The sequence below is a fragment of the Streptomyces sp. NBC_00989 genome (assembly GCF_045162655.1).
Classification (GTDB): Bacteria; Actinomycetota; Actinomycetes; order Streptomycetales; family Streptomycetaceae; genus Streptomyces.
Genome location: NZ_CP108728.1, coordinates 781,431 through 799,726 on the forward strand (window position 1 = coordinate 781,431; position 18,296 = coordinate 799,726).

General features: G+C 69.9%; 19 protein-coding genes. 8 read left to right on the forward strand and 11 right to left on the reverse strand.

Features of this window, described 5'->3' with window-relative positions; translation table 11 throughout:
- Window positions 1-7: 7 nt before the first annotated feature.
- The 5 genes from OG714_RS03525 to OG714_RS03545 form a co-directional block, all read right to left on the reverse strand.
- Window positions 8-1,021 carry a VOC family protein gene (locus OG714_RS03525; protein ID WP_406118431.1) on the reverse strand — a complete coding sequence of 338 codons (1,014 nt, stop codon included), beginning with the start codon at window positions 1,019-1,021 and terminating at the stop codon, window positions 8-10.
- Window positions 1,018-1,893 (reverse strand): alpha/beta fold hydrolase, encoded by an 876-nt coding sequence (locus OG714_RS03530; protein ID WP_406118432.1) that lies wholly within the window; start codon window positions 1,891-1,893, stop codon window positions 1,018-1,020. The genes OG714_RS03525 and OG714_RS03530 overlap by 4 nt, the downstream gene beginning before the upstream one ends.
- Before the next feature lie 10 nt (window positions 1,894-1,903).
- Window positions 1,904-3,499, reverse strand: a complete 1,596-nt coding sequence (locus tag OG714_RS03535) for a bifunctional 3-(3-hydroxy-phenyl)propionate/3-hydroxycinnamic acid hydroxylase (protein ID WP_406118433.1) — start codon at window positions 3,497-3,499, stop codon at window positions 1,904-1,906.
- Entirely contained in the window at window positions 3,496-4,458 is a 963-nt protein-coding gene (locus OG714_RS03540) for an amidohydrolase family protein (protein ID WP_406118434.1), read from the reverse strand. Before OG714_RS03540 ends, OG714_RS03535 begins: the two co-directional genes overlap by 4 nt.
- Before the next feature lie 88 nt (window positions 4,459-4,546).
- A complete protein-coding gene (locus tag OG714_RS03545; RefSeq protein ID WP_406118435.1) occupies window positions 4,547-6,166 on the reverse strand; it encodes an MFS transporter in 1,620 nt (539 codons plus the stop codon).
- 107 nt (window positions 6,167-6,273) lie between these two features.
- On the opposite strand from OG714_RS03545, the gene OG714_RS03550 reads away from it, so the two are divergent.
- The gene (locus OG714_RS03550; protein ID WP_406118437.1) at window positions 6,274-6,882 is read left to right on the forward strand and encodes a TetR/AcrR family transcriptional regulator; all 609 of its coding nucleotides are present in this window, start codon (window positions 6,274-6,276) and stop codon (window positions 6,880-6,882) included.
- A 30-nt stretch (window positions 6,883-6,912) separates the two neighbouring features.
- A complete protein-coding gene (locus OG714_RS03555) occupies window positions 6,913-7,731 on the forward strand; it encodes a DUF2993 domain-containing protein (protein ID WP_406118438.1) in 819 nt (272 codons plus the stop codon).
- A 3-nt stretch (window positions 7,732-7,734) separates the two neighbouring features.
- On the opposite strand, the gene OG714_RS03560 is transcribed toward OG714_RS03555, so the two are convergent.
- From OG714_RS03560 to OG714_RS03575, 4 genes are all read right to left on the reverse strand, one after another.
- Window positions 7,735-8,388: a TetR family transcriptional regulator gene (locus OG714_RS03560; RefSeq protein WP_406118440.1), complete on the reverse strand. Its 654-nt coding sequence runs from the start codon at window positions 8,386-8,388 to the stop codon at window positions 7,735-7,737.
- Between the two features lie 171 nt (window positions 8,389-8,559).
- Complete coding sequence (locus tag OG714_RS03565; RefSeq protein ID WP_406118442.1) at window positions 8,560-9,138, reverse strand: hypothetical protein; 579 nt, start codon at window positions 9,136-9,138, stop codon at window positions 8,560-8,562.
- 142 nt (window positions 9,139-9,280) lie between these two features.
- Window positions 9,281-10,180 carry a SigB/SigF/SigG family RNA polymerase sigma factor gene (locus OG714_RS03570; RefSeq protein ID WP_406118443.1) on the reverse strand — a complete coding sequence of 300 codons (900 nt, stop codon included), beginning with the start codon at window positions 10,178-10,180 and terminating at the stop codon, window positions 9,281-9,283.
- Window positions 10,181-10,321: 141 nt separating this feature from the next.
- Window positions 10,322-11,134, reverse strand: coding sequence for an SAM-dependent methyltransferase (locus OG714_RS03575; protein ID WP_406118444.1), 813 nt, complete (start codon window positions 11,132-11,134; stop codon window positions 10,322-10,324).
- Between the two features lie 204 nt (window positions 11,135-11,338).
- On the opposite strand from OG714_RS03575, the gene OG714_RS03580 reads away from it, so the two are divergent.
- A complete protein-coding gene (locus OG714_RS03580; RefSeq protein WP_406118445.1) occupies window positions 11,339-12,625 on the forward strand; it encodes a PP2C family protein-serine/threonine phosphatase in 1,287 nt (428 codons plus the stop codon).
- 40 nt (window positions 12,626-12,665) lie between these two features.
- On the opposite strand, the gene OG714_RS03585 is transcribed toward OG714_RS03580, so the two are convergent.
- The gene (locus OG714_RS03585) at window positions 12,666-13,112 is read right to left on the reverse strand and encodes an ATP-binding protein (protein ID WP_406118447.1); all 447 of its coding nucleotides are present in this window, start codon (window positions 13,110-13,112) and stop codon (window positions 12,666-12,668) included.
- A gap of 240 nt (window positions 13,113-13,352) precedes the next feature.
- On the opposite strand from OG714_RS03585, the gene OG714_RS03590 reads away from it, so the two are divergent.
- The 4 genes from OG714_RS03590 to OG714_RS03605 all read left to right on the forward strand — a co-directional run bounded on the left by OG714_RS03590 (window position 13,353) and on the right by OG714_RS03605 (window position 16,799).
- On the forward strand, window positions 13,353-14,225 hold the full coding sequence (locus OG714_RS03590; protein ID WP_406118449.1) for a helix-turn-helix domain-containing protein: 873 nt from the start codon (window positions 13,353-13,355) through the stop codon (window positions 14,223-14,225).
- A complete protein-coding gene (locus tag OG714_RS03595) occupies window positions 14,222-14,473 on the forward strand; it encodes a DUF397 domain-containing protein (RefSeq protein ID WP_366095350.1) in 252 nt (83 codons plus the stop codon). Before OG714_RS03590 ends, OG714_RS03595 begins: the two co-directional genes overlap by 4 nt.
- A gap of 84 nt (window positions 14,474-14,557) precedes the next feature.
- A complete protein-coding gene (locus tag OG714_RS03600) occupies window positions 14,558-15,385 on the forward strand; it encodes an SAM-dependent methyltransferase (protein ID WP_406118450.1) in 828 nt (275 codons plus the stop codon).
- A gap of 370 nt (window positions 15,386-15,755) precedes the next feature.
- Window positions 15,756-16,799: a glycoside hydrolase family 5 protein gene (locus OG714_RS03605; RefSeq protein WP_406118451.1), complete on the forward strand. Its 1,044-nt coding sequence runs from the start codon at window positions 15,756-15,758 to the stop codon at window positions 16,797-16,799.
- Window positions 16,800-16,888: 89 nt separating this feature from the next.
- Here the strand turns inward: OG714_RS03605 and OG714_RS03610 are convergent, their stop codons facing one another.
- Window positions 16,889-17,314 (reverse strand): nuclear transport factor 2 family protein, encoded by a 426-nt coding sequence (locus OG714_RS03610; protein WP_406118453.1) that lies wholly within the window; start codon window positions 17,312-17,314, stop codon window positions 16,889-16,891.
- Between the two features lie 170 nt (window positions 17,315-17,484).
- On the opposite strand from OG714_RS03610, the gene OG714_RS03615 reads away from it, so the two are divergent.
- Entirely contained in the window at window positions 17,485-18,291 is an 807-nt protein-coding gene (locus OG714_RS03615) for an SDR family NAD(P)-dependent oxidoreductase (protein ID WP_406118454.1), read from the forward strand.
- Window positions 18,292-18,296 lie beyond the last annotated feature (5 nt).

Sequence of the window (18,296 nt, forward strand, 5' to 3'; positions counted from 1 at the left end):
GTGAGCTTCAGCCGTCGGCGACCCCGGCACCGCTCAATGCGGGGACGGTGTTCTCCGAGCGGACGAGGGAGCGGGCGCCGAGGCGGAACTGTTCCAGTTTATCCACGATGGTCCGACCGACCGGCGTGTGCCCCCAGATGCTGATGCCCTGGTGGGTGCCGGGCTCCCAGGTCGCCTCGTCCACGACGACGGGATTCCAGCCGACCTCCCACTCGAATCCCGAGGGGCTGCGGGCGTAGTACGACAGCTCCTTGTCGTTGGTGTGCTGCCCGACGGACAACGCCATGTCGAAGCCGAGTTCGCACACGCGCTGATAGCTCCGCGCGAGGTCGTCGAGCCCGGCCGCCTGGATGTTGAGGTGCTGGACGCGGGTGCGGACCGGGTCGATGGGCAGCCCGCGCACACCGGCGATCGCGACGGAGTGGTGGCGCTCGTTGACCCGCAGGAAACGGATCTTGAGCTTGACGCCGCTGATGGTCTCGTCGATGCGGTCCGTCAGCCGGGCGTCGAAGACGGTGCCGAAGTAGCCCCGCAACTGGGTCGGCCTGGTGGACGTGATCGCGACATGCCCCATCCCGGAGTCGCCGGTGACGAACCCGGACGCCAGCATGCGCAACGGCTCGGTGGACCTCACAGGAGTGGTGTAGATCTCCTGGGCGATGCCCTTGGGCCCGGGAAAACGCACGAGCCGCTCGACTCCGCGCAGCGCTGCCTCCTCGGCGGTCCCCGCCACGACCGGAACGCCGTGGGCCCGCACCCGCGCCTCGATCCGCTCGAAGGCGGCATGGTCGTCGACATGCCACCCCGTCGCTACGACGTCCTCGGCCGGCCCGCGCCGCAACAGGAACCGGCACTCCTGCTCGTCGAGCCGGAACCGCGTCAGCCCGGTGTCGAGCGCGTCATGGTGCATGCCGATGGCGTCGGTGCCGAAGCGGCGCCAGTCGGTGAAGCGCTCGGTCTCGATGACGAGGTAGCCGAGGTGGACGGCACCGAAGACGGATGCTCCCAGGGCGCTGTTCATCGCCGGCCGGCCAGGAAGTCGGCGCACACCCGGTTGAACAGCTCGGCGCGCTCCCACTGCACCCAGTGCCCGGTGTTGGCCACCTGATACAGGTCGCAGTTGGGCAGCCGCTCGGCCAACAGGCGTCCTCCCTCGGGCCTGTTGACCTTGTCCGCCGCACCCCACAGCACCAACGTCGGCACCGGCAGCCGAGACAGCCGCCGGTCCCGGGTGAAGTCCATCCTCCAGAGCGTGCGCAGGGCGTCACGCCCGGACGGCCGCCGCAGCGGCGGGGCGGCGACCACCTCGGGGTCGATGCTGGCCGCGTAGCGCGCGTCGATGACGGCGTCCGGTATCTCGGCCGCGTTGAAGACGAGGTAGGTACGGATGAACTTCTCCAGCTTCAGCCGTGAAGGCCCGTCCCCGGAGTAGTAGTCGAGCAGGCTGTTGAGTCCCGGGGTGGGCAGGGCACGGGTGGTCCCGATGCCGCCGGGCCCCATCAGGACCATGCGGTCGACCCGCTCGGGTGTGTCCAGCGCCAGCCGCAGCGCGCAGGCACCGCCATAGGAGTTGCCGACCAAGTGGGCCTTGTCCAGCCCGAGTTGATCCATCAGCCCACGGATGCCATCGGCCAGGTACCCGAAGGGGTCGGCGCCGTCGATGCCCTTGGTGCTGCGACCGTAGCCGGGCAGGTCGGGCACGATCACCCGGTACTCCTTGGCCAACTCCTCAATGTTGCGGGAGTAGTTGGAGACACCGGAGGCACCGGGTCCGCCACCGTGCAGCAGCAGTACGGACGGACCCTCCCCCGTCTCGGCCACGAAGATCTTCTTGCCCGCGATGTCGAGCAGTGACTCCTGCATCGGCGGAGGCGGTGCCGTGCGCATGGTCATGATGGATTCCTCACTGCGTGATCGAGTCGGTCGTGCACGGCGCCGGGGTGAATCCGGCCGGGGGCGGCGGGAGTTGGGCCCCGGCACGGGCGGCGGCGTAGACGTACGCGTCCGGGCGCAGGGCGAGGGTGGCGGCCCGGTGCGCGGCCAGCCAGGACAGCAGCACTCCGTCGCTGTCGACGAGGGTGCCCTCGGCGGGACGGGACCCGGCGGGCGTGACGGTCAGCGTCGGAACGCCCAGGCGGTCCCAGGCGGGTTGGGGCACGGGCGGCCCGGCGTGCAGGAGCAGCCAACGGCCGCCGAGCGCGTCGTCCAGCTGTACACGGTCCCCGTCGGGTCCGGTCACCCAGGGCTGGGGGATCTGGTGCCCGGAGGCTTTGGTGCGCGGGTGGGCCTGGAGACCCTCGGCGTAGTGGGCGACGGGTATCCGGTTCGCGTCCTGGAGCCGACTGGTGAATCCCCGGATCCGGTTGAGCGGGCGCAGTACCGCGTCGCGCAACTGGGCCACCGCGGGCCGCCGTTCGGTGATGATCCGGCCGACGAACACCGCCCGTCCGGTCACCTCCTTGACGTGCGGCTTGCGTTCGGCCTCGTAGGAGTCGAGGGCCGTCTCGGGCAGTTCGCCGCGCAGTACGGCGGCCAGTTTCCAGCACAGGTTGGCCGCGTCCCGTACGCCGGCGGCCATGCCCTGGCCGATCCACGGCGGCATCGCGTGGGCGGCGTCACCGGCGAGGAAGACACGGCCCACGCGGAAGCGGGCGGCGAAGCGCACATGGTGGCTGTAGACGGTGGCCCGCAGGACGTTGACGTTGTCCCGGCCGATCCCGTAGCGGGACACCAGGTCGTACACCGCGTCGTCGTTGGTCAGTCGGCGTTCGTCGTCGCCGGGGAGGATCGGGAACTCCCAGCGGTGATGGCCCAGCGGTGTCGGGCAGTCCACGGCGGGCCGGGCCGGATCGCAGCGGAAGCGCAGCCGGTCGTGGTCCGGCCAGGGCTTGAGCATCTCGGTGTCGATGACGACCCAACGGTCCTCGTACGTCCGGCCCTCGTAGCCCACGTTGAGCCGCGCGCGGGTGAGGCTGGATCCGCCGTCGGCGGCGATGACGTAGGAGGCGCGCAGGCGTCGTACGGAGTCGTCGGCGGTGGCGAGCACCGTCAACTCGACGCTGTCCGAGTCCTGTTGGATGCGCAGGCACTCGTGGTGGAGCAGGATCTCCACGTTCGGGTACCGGTCGACGCCGTCGCGCAGGACCCGTTCCAGGGCCGGCTGGTGGATGAACATCTGCGGTGGGTGGCCGTGGCCGCGCGGGGTCGGGTTCGCGGTGAGGAAGGCGCGGCCCCGGGCGTCGACGAAGTCGACGCGGCGCTCGGGGAGCATGTCGAGCTTCAGCCGTTCCGCGAGGCCGACGCGCTGCCAGATGCGTATGACCTCCTCGTCGGTGGAGATGGCCCGGGCCCGGGTGAACATCTCGGCGTCGCGCTCCAGCACGACGACCCGCAGGCCCAGCGCGCCCAGGAGGTTCGCGGCGGTGACTCCCGTGGGCCCGTAGCCGATCACCGCCACGTCGTAGGCGGCGTCCTCGGCTCCGGCTCGAACTCCACTCACCGGGCGGCCACTTCGTCGCCGCTGCCGTATCGGTTCTTGAGGAGTTCCTTCGCGCTCCCGTAGGTGATCGCGTCGAGTTGACCGGGCTCGAACCCGTCGTAGCCGTCGAGAAGGGAGTCGAGGAGACCGCCGCTCTCCTCGGGCGCGAAGGGGAAGTCGCTGCCGCAGAGGATGTGTCCGGGTGCGGCGAAGGCCAGCAGGGAGGGCAGGGCGGCCGGGGTGGAGGACAGGGCGGTGTCGAAGTAGAAGCGCCGGAGGTCGGTGAGGATGCCGAGGGGTGTGGTGCCCGGGTTGAACTGGGCGCCGGCGGTGAACCGCCAGGCGGCGTACGGCAGGAAGCCGCCCGCGTGGGAGAGGATCACCTTCATCCGGGTGTGCCGGCTCATCACGCCGTTGAGCGTCATGTGCACCGCGGTGCGGGTGGTGTCGAAGGGGAAGTCCAGCAGCGGGCTGGGCATGCCCTCCAGCATGGGCAGCGGCGGTGCGGTGGGGTGGACGAAGACCACGGCGGCGCGGGCGTCCAACTCGGCCCAGAGCGGCTGGAATTCCTTGTCACCGAGATAGCGGCCGTCGATGTTGGACATCAACACCACGCCGTCCGCGTGCAGTTCGTCCAGTGCGTACGCCGCCTCCGCGAGCGCGCCGTCCACGTCGGGCAGCGGGACGCTGGCGAAGAAGCCGAAGCGGTCGGGGTGGTCCTTGGCCAGTTCCGCGCTGAATTCGTTGACGCCGCGGGTGATCGCGCGGGATTCCGTGTCGTCGCCGAAGTGGGTGCCCGGTGAGCTGATCGAGAGGATTCCGGTGGCTATGGACCGGCGGTCCATCATCGCCAGCGCGCTCTCCGCGTCCCAGGACGGTGTGGGCCAGCCGCCGGCCGTCATCTCGTGACGGTCCATCGACTTCCGGTAGGCGGGCGGGAGGAGGTGCTGATGGACGTCGATGCGGTAGGGGGCGGACATGTTCCCTCGCTTCCTGATCTTCGGGCGGCCGGCAACGGGCGGTGTGCGTCGGGGAGTTCGGCGGGTTCAGGGCCCGGCCGCCGGGTGTTCAGACGGAGTCGGCGTGCTCCGGGTCGCGGCTGGTCTCCGTCGCCTGCGGCTGCTCCGGCTCGGGCGTGCCCGTGGTGCGACGGCCCGGCAGGACCGCGAGGACGATCAGCGTGCCGGCGGCCATGATGATCCCGCCGACGAGGCTGGTCTGGGCGACACCGTGGGCGAAGGACTCGTGCACGGCGTCGACCAGGGCCTGTGCCTGCTGCGGTCCCGCGGAGGGGGTCTTCGCGATCTGCTGGGCGACCGCCAGGCCGCCGCCGACCGAGTCCTTCGCGGTGTCCAGCGCGGCGGCGGGGAGGTGTCCGCCGGCCAGGTCGGTCAGCTTGTCCTTGTAGGTGGTGCCCAGCAGCGAGCCGAGGATGGCGATGCCGAGGGAGCCGCCGAGTTCCAGCGCGGTGTCGTTGGCGCCACCGCCGACGCCGAGCTCGTTCTCCGGGAAGGAGCCCATGATCGTGTCCGTGGCCGGGGAGACGCTCAGCCCGATCGCGAAGCCCAGCAGCATCATCGTGGGCAGGAAGTCGCCGTAGGTGGAGGCCTTGTCGACCTGGGTGAGCAGGAGGACGCCGACGGTGCCGAGCACCATGCCGGTGACCACCATCGGCTTCATGCCCAGCTTGGGGGTCAGCCGGCCGGTGACCGCGGCGCCGAGGAACACGGCACCGGCCAGCGGCAGCAGTCGTACGCCCGTCTCCAACGCGTTGTAGCCGAGGACGAATTGGAGGAACTGCGTGGCGTAGTAGATCGCGCCGAAGGTGCCGAAGAAGAAGAACAGGACCGCCGCCATCGAGCCGCTGAAGGGACGCTGTGCGAACTTGCGGACATTGAGCATGGGGTGCGGGTGGCGCAACTCCCAGGCCACGAAGGCGGGTAGACCGATGGCGGCGACGACGGCCGCGGTGACCGGACCCGCGCCCCAGCCGAAGTGCGGGCCCTCGATGATCGCGTAGACGAGGCTGCCGACCGAGACGATCGAGAGCAGACCGCCCACGAAGTCGATGCGGCCCATCGCGTCCGCCTTGGACGGCGGCACGAGGACGAGTGCGCCGACGACCGCGACGAGGGCGATGGGCACGTTGATCAGGAACGTGGAGCCCCAGGCGTGGTCCTCCAGCAGCCAGCCCGCGACCAGCGGGCCGACGGCGATGGCCAGGCCCGAGGTCGCGCTCCAGGCCGTGATGGCCCGCGCCCGCTCGCGCTTCGGGAAGATCGCGACCAGCAGGGACAGCGTGGCCGGCATGACCACCGCGGCGCCCACACCCATGGTCGCGCGGGCCGCGATGACCAGTCCGGTCTCGTGGACCAGGCTGCCCATCACCGATCCGCCGGCGAAGATCACCAGGCCGGTGACGAGCGCGCCGCGACGGCTGTACTTGTCACCGATCGCGCCCAGCACGAGCATCAGCGCGGCGTACGGGACGGTGTAACCGTCGATGACCCATTGCAGATCACTGCTGCTCAGGCCCAGGTCGGTGGTCATGTCGGGGGCGGCCACGATCAGCGAGGTGTTGGCCATGACCACGATCAGCAGGCTCAGGCAGAGCACGATCAGGGCGGACCAGCGCCGGGCGTACGGCCCGGCCATCTTGTCGACGGGTGTGGTGACGAAGAGCGGCATCGGAGACTCCTGGACGGCGTTAATTGCTCACTGATGTGCAGACTATTTTATTGCCCACCGATGTGCAACTATGCCAGGACGGATCAGCCCCACCAGGAGGTGCAGACATGACCGGCCGCAGCAGCACCAAGGCGCGCGCCACCCGCGCCCGCATTCTGGAAGCGGCCCGGCGGGAACTGGGCCGTGACCCCGAGTGCAGCCTCGGTGACATCGCGGAGGCGGCCGACGTCGCGCGCCGCACCATCTACGAGCACTTCGCCGGGCGCGCCGCGCTCGTCGAGGGCCTCGCGGCGGAGGCCGGGGAGGCGGTACGGCGGGCGAGCGCCACCGCCCGCGCCCCGACACCGGACGCCGTGACCGCCCTCGCCCACTTCCTCCTCACCCTCTGGCCGGTCGGCGACCGCTACCGCACGCTCATCGGACTCGCCCACCACGACCTGGGCCCCGGCGGGGTCGACGCACTCCTCGGCCCGGCCCGTGACACGGTCACCGGGATCCTCGCCCACGGCCAGCGGCAGGGCGTCTTCCACACCGCCGTCCCGCCGGGCCCGCTCAGCAGAGCCCTCGAAGCGCACCTGCTGGCACTGCTGGGGGGCGTCAACTCCGGCCTCTGGACCGACGACGGCACCGCCGCCGCCACCGCGGCCCTGATCGCCGCGGGCGTCGGCCCCGACCTCGCGGCCACCACGGTCCACCGCCTGCGACCGACCCGCTGAATCCCGCTGCATCCCGCTGCAAGGAGACCCATGCACCCGTACGACTACGCCGACACCACGTTCCCCGCGTACGAGCCCGGCGACCCGCGCCCGCCCCGGCGGAGCCGGCGTCCGGTCGTCATCGCCGTCGGCGCGCTGCTCGCACTGCTCCTCGTGCCCGTCGCCGTCGACCGCTACGCGACAGCGCGGGTGGAGTCCCGTACGGCCGAGGCGTTCCAGGAGGGCATGCGCACCCCTTCGGCGCCGGAGATCCACGTCCGCGGCTTCCCCGTCCTGACGCAGCTGGCCGCCGGCACCCTGCGGCACGTGGACATCACCGCGCACGACATACCGGCGAGCGACACCACCGGCCCGCTGCCGGTGAGCGAACTCTCCCTGCGGCTGGAGGAGTTGAAGAAATCCGACGACGACACCGAGGCACTGGCCCGCTCGGCCGAGGCGACCGCCCTGCTGTCCTACCCGGACGTGTCCGACGCCCTCGGGCCGGAGATCTCCCGGGGCTCCCGTCCCGACCAGGTCCGCGCGAGCGTCCTCCTGCCCACCGGCGACGTCACGGTGGCGGCGACCCTCTCGGTGCTCTCCGGCAACCGCATCGCCTTCAAGGACTTCCAGGTCACGGGCGGTCTACTGCCCGAAGTGGGCCGAGTGGCGCTCAGCAGGGTCTTCGAGCGGCCGATCCAGCTGCGGAACCTCCCTCAGGGCATGCGCCTGCGCTCGGTCACCACGACGGAGAGCGGGCTGGTCGCCCGACTGTCGGGCCAGTCGGTCACCTTCCGGTCCGACGACGACTCTCGGGGCGATGCGGTGCGGGATTCCGTGCGGGGAGACTCGTCGTACGGGAACGCATGAGGCTCAGTCGTCCGCGGCGGCCTCGGCCGCCGACGCGACCTCGTCCACCACGACACGCGCCTGCTTCTCCGGCACACCGGCCGCGATGAGCGAGGCGACCGCCGCATGGGTCCCGTCGTCCTCCAGTTCCCCGGAGTTGACCTCTTCGAGCAGCGCGATCGTCATGGCTTCCAGCCCGGCGCTCAGCACGGCGGGCGGCAGTTGGGTGTGGAAGACGCCGTCGCGCTGTCCGCGGTCCAGGATGGTGGTGGCCGCGTGCCGGGCCGGTGCCAGGATCTCGGTGACGCGCTCCTGGCCCAGGTCGCGGCGGGCCAGCGCCAGGAGGAGCCGGTAGCGGTCCCCCACGGTCCACATCGACAGGACGAAGCGCGCGAACGACCGCTCGGCCGGCTCCGCCACCGCGTCGGACGGCGCCGGGTCGGCGGGCAGCGCCTCCCGCAGGGCCTCCGACGCCTCCTCCGCCAGCGCCTCCAGGAGCGCCTCCCGGCCGGGGAAGTGCCCGAACAGCGTGCGGCGTACGACGCCGGAGGCGCGGGCGAGCTCTTCCAGGGTGATGTCCGGGTTCCGGCCGAGTTCCCTGCGGGCCGTGGCCAGGATGCGTTCCCGGTTGGAGCGCGCGTTGCTGCGCTGGGGGACACGGGCCGGGGGCTTGGTCACGGACAACCTCGGTGAAGTGCGGGGGCTACGGAGCGGGGGCGAGCGGTACGTCCAGTCTGGCACGCGCCCCCGACCCGCCGGCGTCCCGGCGCCACGGGCGGCCGCCGGCCTCCCTGCCGCCCCGGCCCGGGACACGGCCCAGGAACACGGTCTCCGCCCGCCGTCCGTCCCTCAGTAGTAGGCGCGCAGGTAGCGGTCGAGCCGGGACCGGGCGTTGTCCACGCTCAGCCCGAGCGCCTTCCCGAGCGCCTCGCCCGGCACGTCGTCGGCCTGCGCCCCGTACGCCGCTTCCTTGCCGACCCGGGCGGCCATGCGCTCCAGGATGGCCACCGCCTTCAGCGCGGCCACCGGCGCCGTGTCCGCGAGCGCGTCGAGCCGCTCCTCCAACTGCTCCATCAGCGCGGAGAGTTCCTCCGGCAACGGGACCGTCCGGCGTTCGACCGCGTGGATGTGTTCCCACCAGTCGTCGTACGCGTCGGAGGTGTCCAGGTCGTCGAGGTCGTGGTCCTCCACCTGGTCCCAGTCGATGGAATGGCTGTCCCCGCGCCAGCCGCACGCGCAGGAGGCCCGCCAGCCGGCCGCCTTCGGCCGGCCCATCCAGCCGTTGTAGGCCCACCACTCACGGGTCTCGAACATGGAACTGCCGCTGCCCACATCCAGATACACGGACTTCGGCTCACCGCCGTCGGCGAGGACCGCCCCCACGATGCCCTCGTGGGACTCCCCGAACTCCTCACTCCGCCACGCCACAACTCCCCCTTCCGGCAACCCCGCGAAGGCCGGGCGGTCACCTGAGGTGCCGGCCCGGCCACAGTACGAGAGTGCCGCAGAACGGACATCCAGGGAGGGCGAAATCACCCAACAGCCCGGATTGTTGGGCCGGAACGGCCCGTCAGGCGACCGCGGGATCGAGCAGCCCCGCGCGGAGGCGGCGGAGCATCCGGCTGATGAGCCGGGACACGTGCATCTGGGAGATGCCGAGTTCCTCGCCGATCTCGGCCTGGGTGCGCTCCTCGACGTAGCGCATGTGGATGATCTTCCGCTCGCGCTCGTCGAGTTGGGCGATCAGCGGGGCCAGGGAGCTGAGGTCGTCGACCAGTTCGAGCCCCGGGTCGTCCGAGCCGATGACATCGGCCAGCACGGTCTCGCCCTCGGCTCCGGCGTCGGAGCTGAGCGCCGCGTCGAGCGAGGAGGAGGTGTAGCCGTTGGACGCCTTGCGGGCCTCGATGACCTCTTCCTCGGTCAGGCACATCAGCTCGGACAGCTCACGCGTGGTCGGCGTACGACCGAGGCGGGACCGCAGTTCCTCGGTCGCCTTGGCCAGCTCGACGCGGGCCTCCTGCAGCCGGCGCGGCACGTGGACGGCCCAACTGGTGTCGCGGAAGAAGCGCTTGATCTCGCCGACGATGTAGGGGACGGCGAACGACGTGAACTCCACCTGACGCGAGAGCTCGAACCGGTCGATCGCCTTGATGAGTCCGATCGTGCCGACCTGGACGATGTCCTCCATCTCGTTGTTGCTGCGGCTGCGGAAGCGCGCGGCCGCGTAGCGCACGAGGGAGAGGTTCATCTCGATCAGGGTGTTGCGCACGTACTGGAACTCGTGGGTGCCCTCCTCCAGCGAGGTCAGCCGGTCGAAGAACTGACGCGACAGCTCACGCGCGTCCTTCGGGCTCACCTTCGACGGCTCGGCGATCAGCGGAAGGGCCTCCCCGATCAACGGGAGCGCCATTCCAGCCGTCGTACGCCGCCCTGCCGTGGCCGGTGCCTCCGCTGCCGTCACGGCTGCCATAACGCCCACCCCATTCGTCCGAAGGAACTGCCGACAAGAGCCCCCTGCCCCGGTTCCCGCGACTCACTCCCCCTCATCCGGCCATATTCGGGGCGCGCACCTCGTTTTCCGCGCCGAAGTACTCTCCGAAGTACCCGCGGTCTACGCGTTCTTGGAGCCGACGCCCGCGTAGACCCAGTACTCGGAGGGGTTTTCGGGGATCTCGTCCGCCGGGTCCGGGCGCCACAGGGGGACGTAGGTCAGTCCGGGCTCGACGAGGTCGAAGCCGTCGAAGAGGCCGAGGATCTCGTCGTAGGAACGGGCGGTGACGGGTGAAGTGGCCCTGGCGCTGTACAACTTGCCCACGGCCGCCGCCGTGTCCGGGCGGTCCTCGTTGGTGGCGTGGCTCATGGCCAGCCAGCTGCCGTCGGGCAGTTCGTCGCGGAAGGCGGCGACGATGCCGGCCGGGTCCTCCGCGGGTGTGACGAAGTGCAGGATCGTGATCATCAGGACGGCGACGGGCTGCTCGAAGTCGATCAACTTCCGTACCCGCGGGGAGGAGAGGACGTCGGACGGTCTGCGGATGTCGCCGTCGACGATGTCCGCGTCCGGGTTGTCGGCGAGCAGGGAGGTGCTGTGGGCGACGGCCACCGGGTCGTTGTCCACGTAGACCACGCGGGCTCCGGGGCTGGCGGCCTGCGCGACCTCGTGGACGTTACCCTGGGTGGGGATGCCCGAGCCGAGGTCGATGAACTGCCGTACTCCGGAGTCGATCAGGAAGCGCACCGCCCGGCCGAGGAAGTCGCGGTTGGCGCGGGCCAGGGTGCGGACCTGGGGGTCGATCGCTGTGAACGCCGCCAACGCCTCGCGGTCTATGGCGAAATTGTGTTCACCGCCCAGCATCGCGTCGTACATTCGGGCGACACTCGCCTTGTGAGGATCGATCCCCTGCGGCAGACCTCCGCTGTCCTTCACCACAACTCCCTTTCGCCCCAGGTTGCTTGACGCGTCATCATATAGTTGCCGAGGAAAGCACGGCAGACCGCTTGCCCCACGCCACGCGGCCGGTCCCCACCCCGGAAAGGCACGACCCTGCGGAACGAACCGCGCAGTCACCACGGTGACGCACCCCCTGCCGGGCCCCCACGCCGCAGGCAGGTCTTCGCCCCCGCCGCGGACGTGATCGGCTCGGAGCTCGACCTGCGGCTGACCGGCAGCCACGTCGTGCACGCGCTGACGCCCGGGTTCTGCGACGCGGCGTCGGTGTATCTGCTGGAGCGGTGGGTGCTGGAGGAGAACGCGTATCCGGCCGTGGATCCGCCGCAGATCGAGGCGCGCCGGCTGGCGGTACGGGTGGGCACGGAGGCACCCGAGAACTGGGACGGTGTGCTGCCGGTCGGTGAAGTGGTCGTCTTCCCTCGGGAGACCCCGTACGCGCGCGCTCTCGCCAGTGGTCATTCGCAGGTCCTCGACGGAGTGGACAAGCACACCTCCGAGCGGCTGCTGGCCTCCGCGGGCGGGGACGCGCAGCGCATAGACGACCTGCTGGGGACGGCGTCGTTCCTCGTCGTCCCGCTCCAACTGCGGGGCGCCACCGTCGGGTTCATCGCCTGTACACGCGGTCCGGACCGGGACCCGTTCCTGCCCGGCGAGGCCGTGGCCGTCGAGTCACTGGCGGCCCGGACGAGCGTCGCCCTGGACAACGCCCGCCGCTACGAACGCGAGCGCCGCACCGCGCTGGCCATCCGCAACAGCCTGCTCCCGGACCCGGCCCAGGCGTTCCACGGCTGCCGCATCGCCCACGGCTATCTCCCGGCCGGCCAGGGCAACATCATCGGCGGCGACTGGTTCGACGTCCTGCCCCGCCCCGGCGGCCGGGTCGGCCTGGTCGTCGGCGACGCGATGGGCCACGGCCCCGAATCCGCCGTGGCCATGATCCAGCTGCGCACGGCCGTGCGCACCCTGGCCCGGCTCGACATGGCACCAACCGAACTCATGCGCCGGCTCGACGAGTTGGCCTACGACACCCCGGGGGCGTCATTCGCGACCTGCATCTACGCCGAGTGGGACGCCCGGGCGCACACCTGCACCCTGGTCGGCGCCGGACACCCTCCCCCACTGCTGCGCGGCCCTGACGGACCGGCCATACCGGTCACGCTCGCCAGCGCGGGGCTGCCGCTGGGACTCGGCACGGGCAACTACGAGGCCACGGTGCTGACCATCGACGAACCGGCACTGCTCCTGTTGTACAGCGACGGGTTGGTCGAGTCGCGGCACGCCGACATAGACCAGGAGATCGACTCCCTGGCCCGGGCCCTCGACACGGCCGCCGCCGAGCCCACGCCGGCCGGCGGACCGGAGGGGTTCCCCTCGCTGTGCGAGCGGCTGCTGCGCGCCCCGTCCGCGACGCCCGGGGCGGACGACCGCACGCTGCTGCTGGCCGAGTTGACGCCCGCGACCACCTGAACAGGCCGCGGGCGTCCTCGCCCCCTCCACGTCTCCGGCGTCAGTAGCCGGTGGACAGTGTGGCCCACACCGCTTTTCCGCCGGTGAGCGCGGATCTGTCGACCCCCCAAGTGTCCGCGATCGCCTGCACGATGAACAGTCCGCGCCCGCTCTCGTCGTCGACGCACGGTTCGCAGCGCGAGAGATTACTGCCGGTGTAGTCGTGGTCGTGGACCTCGACGCGCAGACTACGGTCGGTGACGAGCCCGACACCGCACAGGAGTCGCGCGCTGGGTGTGTGGCACACCCCGTTGGTGGCCAACTCGGAGATGAGCAGCACCGCGTCGTCGCGCACACCTTCGGGCAGCTGCCACTTGGCGAGTTGCGCGCCCATGGCGTGCCGGGCGGTCCGGACGCCGGAGCGGTGCGCGGGAAGTTCCAGCCAGTGCGCCAGGTCCGGGCTGACGACGTCTAAAAGCTGCGGGGAGGGAGTCGTGTGGGGGGACACGGTGGTTCGCCTTCCATCGGGGGCGGGCGCAGGCGGGAGACGCACAGCATCAGCAACCGGCCTTCCGGAGTTGGGGTGTTCCACCGGGAGACCGAGATCGCTCACACAAGTAACTATGCCCATAGCTCAGTTCAAGCTGCAACCGACTCCCTGATAATTTCAGAACGTCGGTTTCTGTCTGGCGGCATCAGCAAGTCGCTGTCAGACTAACGCCGGTGACAGTCCCTCAGGAGGTTGGGCGTGAGCGAAGCTCGTTCGGGCACCGGCGCCGGTGCACCCACTGTTCTCCGCATGATCCTCGGCCGGCGGCTGCAGGAGCGGCGACAGGGTGCGGGCGTGTCCCTGGAGAACGCCGCCAAGGCCCTGCGGGTGACCTCCCTGACTATCCGCCGACTGGAGAAGGCCGAGGTCGGCCTCAAACCGCTCTACGTCGAGAAGCTGCTGGAGACCTACGGCGCGGACCGTCAGGAGATCGAGGAGTTCGTCGCCCTCGCCGACCGCGCCAACGAGCCCGGCTGGTGGCACGCCTACCGCGATGTGCTGCCGGGCTGGTTCACCGCCTATGTGAGCCTGGAGACCGGCGCCAGGACCCTCCGTACCTATGAGCCGCACTACGTGACGGGACTCCTGCAGACGTACGACTACGCGCGCGGCGTACTGAGCGGCGGCTTCCCGAACGACAACGACGAAGACCTTGAACGGCGGGTGCAGTTACGTCTGCGCCGCCAGAGTCTGCTGGAGAGGCCGGACGCGCCCACGCTGTGGGCGGTGCTGGAAGAAGCCGTGCTCCACCGGGTGGTGGGCGGTCCCGCGGTCATGCGGGACCAGATAGACCGGCTCCTCGAGGTCTCGGAACTGGACCACGTCAGTGTCGACATCGTCCCGTTCTCGGCGGGTGCCCACGTCGGGGCGTGCGCACCCTTCACCTATTTCCGGTTCAAGGAACCGGAGCTGCCCGACATCGTCTACAGCGAGATCCTCTCCGCCTCCATGTATCTGGACCAACGGTCCGATGTCGTGGCCCATTTGGAGGCGCACAACAGGATGTCGCTGCTGACCTCGTCCGCGGACAGCAAGGCGCTCTTGAACCGCATGCGCAAGGAGTACTCATGACCACCACGGACGGCAAGGTCTACAACGGGATGCCCGCGTCGAACCTCGGCGAGCAGGGCTGGGAATGCCCCTGGAGCGGTCCCAACGGAGGTCAGTGCGTGGAGACCAAGCAACTGGCCGACGGGCGCGTCGCGTTGCGCCAGTCGACCGATCCCGCCGGACCAGCTCTGATCTACACACCCCAGGAGATGGCCGCGTTCGTCGCGGGAGTCAAGCGGGGCCTTGCCGACCATCTGATGGCCGGCTGAACCAGACCAAGGGCGTGGGGAATTGGAGCCGGCCCGGCTGCGACCTGCCCGAGACGCCGATGCACACCACTTGAGAGGGAGAGCATGACCAACGCCCACGCCGCGCGGGACATCGACACCAGCAGGCCGCACTCAGCCCGCATGTACGACTACTACCTGGGCGGCAAGGACCACTTCGAGGTGGACAAGCAGGCGGCCGAGGCGGTCTCCGGCGTCTTCACCGGCGTCTTCGTCGCCGCCCGGGAGAACCGCGGGTTCATGCACCGCGCGACCCGCGTCCTGGCCCGGGAGCACGGCATCCACCAGTGGCTCGACATCGGCACGGGCATCCCCACCGAGCCGAACCTGCACCAGGTCGCCCAGTCCGTGGTACCCGAGGCCCGGGTGGTCTACGCCGACAACGACCCCCTGGTCCTCAAGTACGCCGAGCGCCTGATGCGCAGCACCCGCCAGGGCCGCACGGCATACGTCCAGGCGGACGTGAACGACCCCGAGACCCTCCTCAACTCCCCCGAAGTCGCCGAGATACTCGACTTCGACCAGCCGATCGCGCTGTCCCTGAACGCACTGCTGCACTTCGTCACCGACGAGCAGGACCCGTACGGGCTCGTGAACCGGCTGCTGTCGGTCCTGCCGTCGGGCAGCGCCCTGGCCATCAGCCACGTCACCGCGGACTTCGACCCCGGGCCCTGGGCGAAGGTCACCGCGATCTACGCCGAGGGCGGGACACCGGTGAAGGTCCGCACCCGGGACGAGGTCGCGCGTTTCTTCACCGGGCTCGACCTGCTCGACCCGGGCCTCGCCGTCGGCCACCGCTGGCGCCCCGAACCCGTGAGTGAGGACCGTGACGAGGCGGACGCGCCCACGGACGCCAAGGTCAGCCTGTGGACCGGGGTGGGCATCAAGCCGTAGCGCCGTCGCATGACGCCAACGACGTTACGTGCGGGAAACCTTGACGATGGCGGTGCCGAATGCCACGATTCCGGCGCCGCCATGTTTGCGTAAACATCTCCAGGTACTGCCCGACCGACAGATCCGGTCGGTGTTCCGACCGCAGGATGTTTACGTAAACACCACGTGGCGGCCGGTGGAGGAGGGAGGACAGGAGGCTCCCGGCGAGCAGGGCCCACCGTGCCCGTACTCCCCCACCACCACCGAGCCCACCGGGACTTGGGACGACGAGCCGTCGTCATCCGTCCCGCCCGGTATCTGTTCCGAGGGCCGCTCAGCCGCGCGCAGGCCTCGCCATGCGCGGAGTCGCCATTCCTGAAAGGGCAAGTCGATGCGCACCATCCCCGCCAGAACCCGCCTGCGGGCCACCTTCGTGGCCGTCGCGATCGCCGCGGTCACCGGCACCACGCTGGCCGGCAGCCCCGCCTCCGCCGCGCCGAGCACGAATACGTCCCAGTTCAAGGGCGTCAACTGGGCCGACCCGCGCGACAATTACGCCGACGACCCGGTCGTCCTGTCCGGCCTGTCGCTCTCCGACAGCTACGCCCAGACGTACGCCAAGGCGACCCGGGTGATCGCGGCGTTCCGCGCCAACCTCGGCGCCAACACGGTGCGGCTGCCCATCAACCCGTACACGGTGAACGGCAGTTACTGGAAGTCCTACCGCGGAGTCATCGACGCGGCGACGGCACAGGGCTTCAAGGTCATCGTCTCGTACTGGGAGGGGACGGGCGCCAACAAGGACGGCTTCATCGACGACCCCGCCACGTACTGGCCCATGTGGAAGACCGTGGTCAAGGCGTACCAGCACAACCAGCGGGTCTACTTCGAGCCGATGAACGAGCCGCACGGCTACACCGACGCCGAGTGGGCCGACCTCGCCGCCAAGTGGCTGGACACCTACTCCAAGGTGCCGCGCAACCGCGTCTTCGTCAGCGGCGCCGGCTACAACGACCACGTCACCACGGTCTGCGCCGACCCGCGCCTGAAGGGCACGTACCTCTCGCTGCACCACTACGGGTTCTGGAAGGACTACGCCACCTACGACCAGTGGGTGAGCGACCTCAAGGAGCGCCTCGGCAACTGTGCGAACCGCACCGTGGCCGACGAGTTCGGCGCCCCGATGACCACGGGCCTGAACTACAACGTGCCGACTCCCGCGGACAACTCGGTCAACTTCATCCAGGCCGACACGGACACCTTCCGCAAGCTCGGCATGGGTTCGGTGTACTGGCCCGGCCTGCGCACCGACGACACGTACTCGATCCAGAAGCTCATCGGCGACGCGGCCCGCCCCTGGCTGGTCACCACCAACCAGTCGGGCGCCGACCGCCTGGCCTGGGCCTGGGGCCGCGGCAAGCCCGTGAAGTCCTGAACCGGCAGCCTGATCCGATGCCCTGATCCGTGTCCCCCGTGCGACGGGGGCGCGGATCAGCGCGCGTCGGGCACCGATCACGGCGTCGGTCAGGCGTCTCCCGCCCTGACGCCGGGGACCTGACGCATTTCCGAGATCCTGCCGTCGGTGATGGAGAAGATCGCCATCACACGGAATTCCTGCCGACCGGTGTCTCCATCATCCGCGGCACCTTCATGACGTCGCCCACGGATCAGGATGTCGTACTCGATGACGACTTCATCTCCCGACTCCAGGTAGGTGTGGAACGGCTCCCGGATCTCCACCTCTTCGTATTGCCGGGGATAGATCCCGAAGTGCTTCCGCAGCTCCTCGATGCCGGCCGCCTTGACCTGACCGCAGGTGACGATGCGTCCGTCAGCTGCCCAGAATCGGTGAATCCCGTCGAGGGTGCCGCTGTTTCCGGCGTCACTCAGACCGGATATCCACGTGAACATGCCGTGGAAGAAATCCCGATAGCGCACAGTCGCGTCCATTGCCCGGAATAATCCTTTCGCACCAAAAACCCTTGGTCGCCGACCAAGACCGTACCGCACCGCTTGGTCACTGCACAAGGGAGTCGTCCGGAGTTGACATCTTGGTCACTGACCAAGTTCACTTGCTGTGTTGGTCACTGAACAAGAGCATGCGTCCCAGGAGGAAAATCATGGCGAAGACGTGGTTCATCACCGGCGCCTCGAAGGGATTCGGCCGGGAATGGGCGGAAGCCGCGCTCGAACGCGGTGACCGGGTCGCCGCGACCAGCCGTTCCGCCGCCGCCTTCGACGACCTGGTCGAGAAGTACGGCGACGCGGTCCTGCCGCTGCGCGTCGACGTCGCCGACCGCGCGGCCGCGTTCGAGGCCGTGCAGCGGGCGATCGACAAGTTCGGCGAACTCGACGTCGTCATCAACAACGCGGGCTACGGCCTCTTCGGCATGGTCGAGGAAGTGACCGAGCGACAGGCCCGCGACCAGATCGAGATCAACGTGTTCGGCGCGCTCTGGGTCACCCAGGCGGCGCTCCCCCACCTCCGCGCCCGCGGCTCCGGCCACATCATCCAGGTGTCGTCCATCGGCGGCGTCACCTCACTGCCCGGACTCGGCATCTACCACGCGTCCAAGTTCGCCCTGGAAGGCTTCACCGCGAGCCTCGCCGCCGAGGTGAAGGGCTTCGGCATCAAGGTCACCCTGGTCGAGCCGGCCGGGTACGCCACGGAATGGGCGGGGCCCTCCGCGGTGCAGACCGAGCGTCTTCCGGCCTACGACGATTTCCGCGCGGCCATGAGCGGTATTTCCTCCCGGCGAGGCGACCCGACCGCGACGCGGGCGGCGATCCTCACCGTGGTCGACGCGGAACAGCCGCCCCTGCGGATCTTCTTCGGTCAAGGCCCGCTGGAGCGGATCACCCAGGAGTACCGGGCGCGGCTCGACGAGTGGCGGAATTGGGACGAGGTCTCCAAGAACGCGTTCTGATCCCA

Bases quoted from the DNA above. Each gene is read 5' to 3' on its own strand.
- OG714_RS03530 (WP_406118432.1), bottom strand. From the start codon at position 1,893: ATGACCATGCGCACGGCACCGCCTCCGCCGATGCAGGAGTCACTGCTC.
- OG714_RS03605 (WP_406118451.1), top strand. From the start codon at position 15,756: ATGCGCACCATCCCCGCCAGAACCCGCCTGCGGGCCACCTTCGTGGCC.
- OG714_RS03545 (WP_406118435.1), bottom strand. From the start codon at position 6,166: ATGCCGCTCTTCGTCACCACACCCGTCGACAAGATGGCCGGGCCGTAC.
- OG714_RS03595 (WP_366095350.1), top strand. From the start codon at position 14,222: ATGACCACCACGGACGGCAAGGTCTACAACGGGATGCCCGCGTCGAAC.
- OG714_RS03610 (WP_406118453.1), bottom strand. From the start codon at position 17,314: ATGGACGCGACTGTGCGCTATCGGGATTTCTTCCACGGCATGTTCACG.
- OG714_RS03555 (WP_406118438.1), top strand. From the start codon at position 6,913: ATGCACCCGTACGACTACGCCGACACCACGTTCCCCGCGTACGAGCCC.
- OG714_RS03600 (WP_406118450.1), top strand. From the start codon at position 14,558: ATGACCAACGCCCACGCCGCGCGGGACATCGACACCAGCAGGCCGCAC.
- OG714_RS03540 (WP_406118434.1), bottom strand. From the start codon at position 4,458: ATGTCCGCCCCCTACCGCATCGACGTCCATCAGCACCTCCTCCCGCCC.
- OG714_RS03615 (WP_406118454.1), top strand. From the start codon at position 17,485: ATGGCGAAGACGTGGTTCATCACCGGCGCCTCGAAGGGATTCGGCCGG.
- OG714_RS03525 (WP_406118431.1), bottom strand. From the start codon at position 1,021: ATGAACAGCGCCCTGGGAGCATCCGTCTTCGGTGCCGTCCACCTCGGC.
- OG714_RS03570 (WP_406118443.1), bottom strand. From the start codon at position 10,180: ATGGCAGCCGTGACGGCAGCGGAGGCACCGGCCACGGCAGGGCGGCGT.
- OG714_RS03550 (WP_406118437.1), top strand. From the start codon at position 6,274: ATGACCGGCCGCAGCAGCACCAAGGCGCGCGCCACCCGCGCCCGCATT.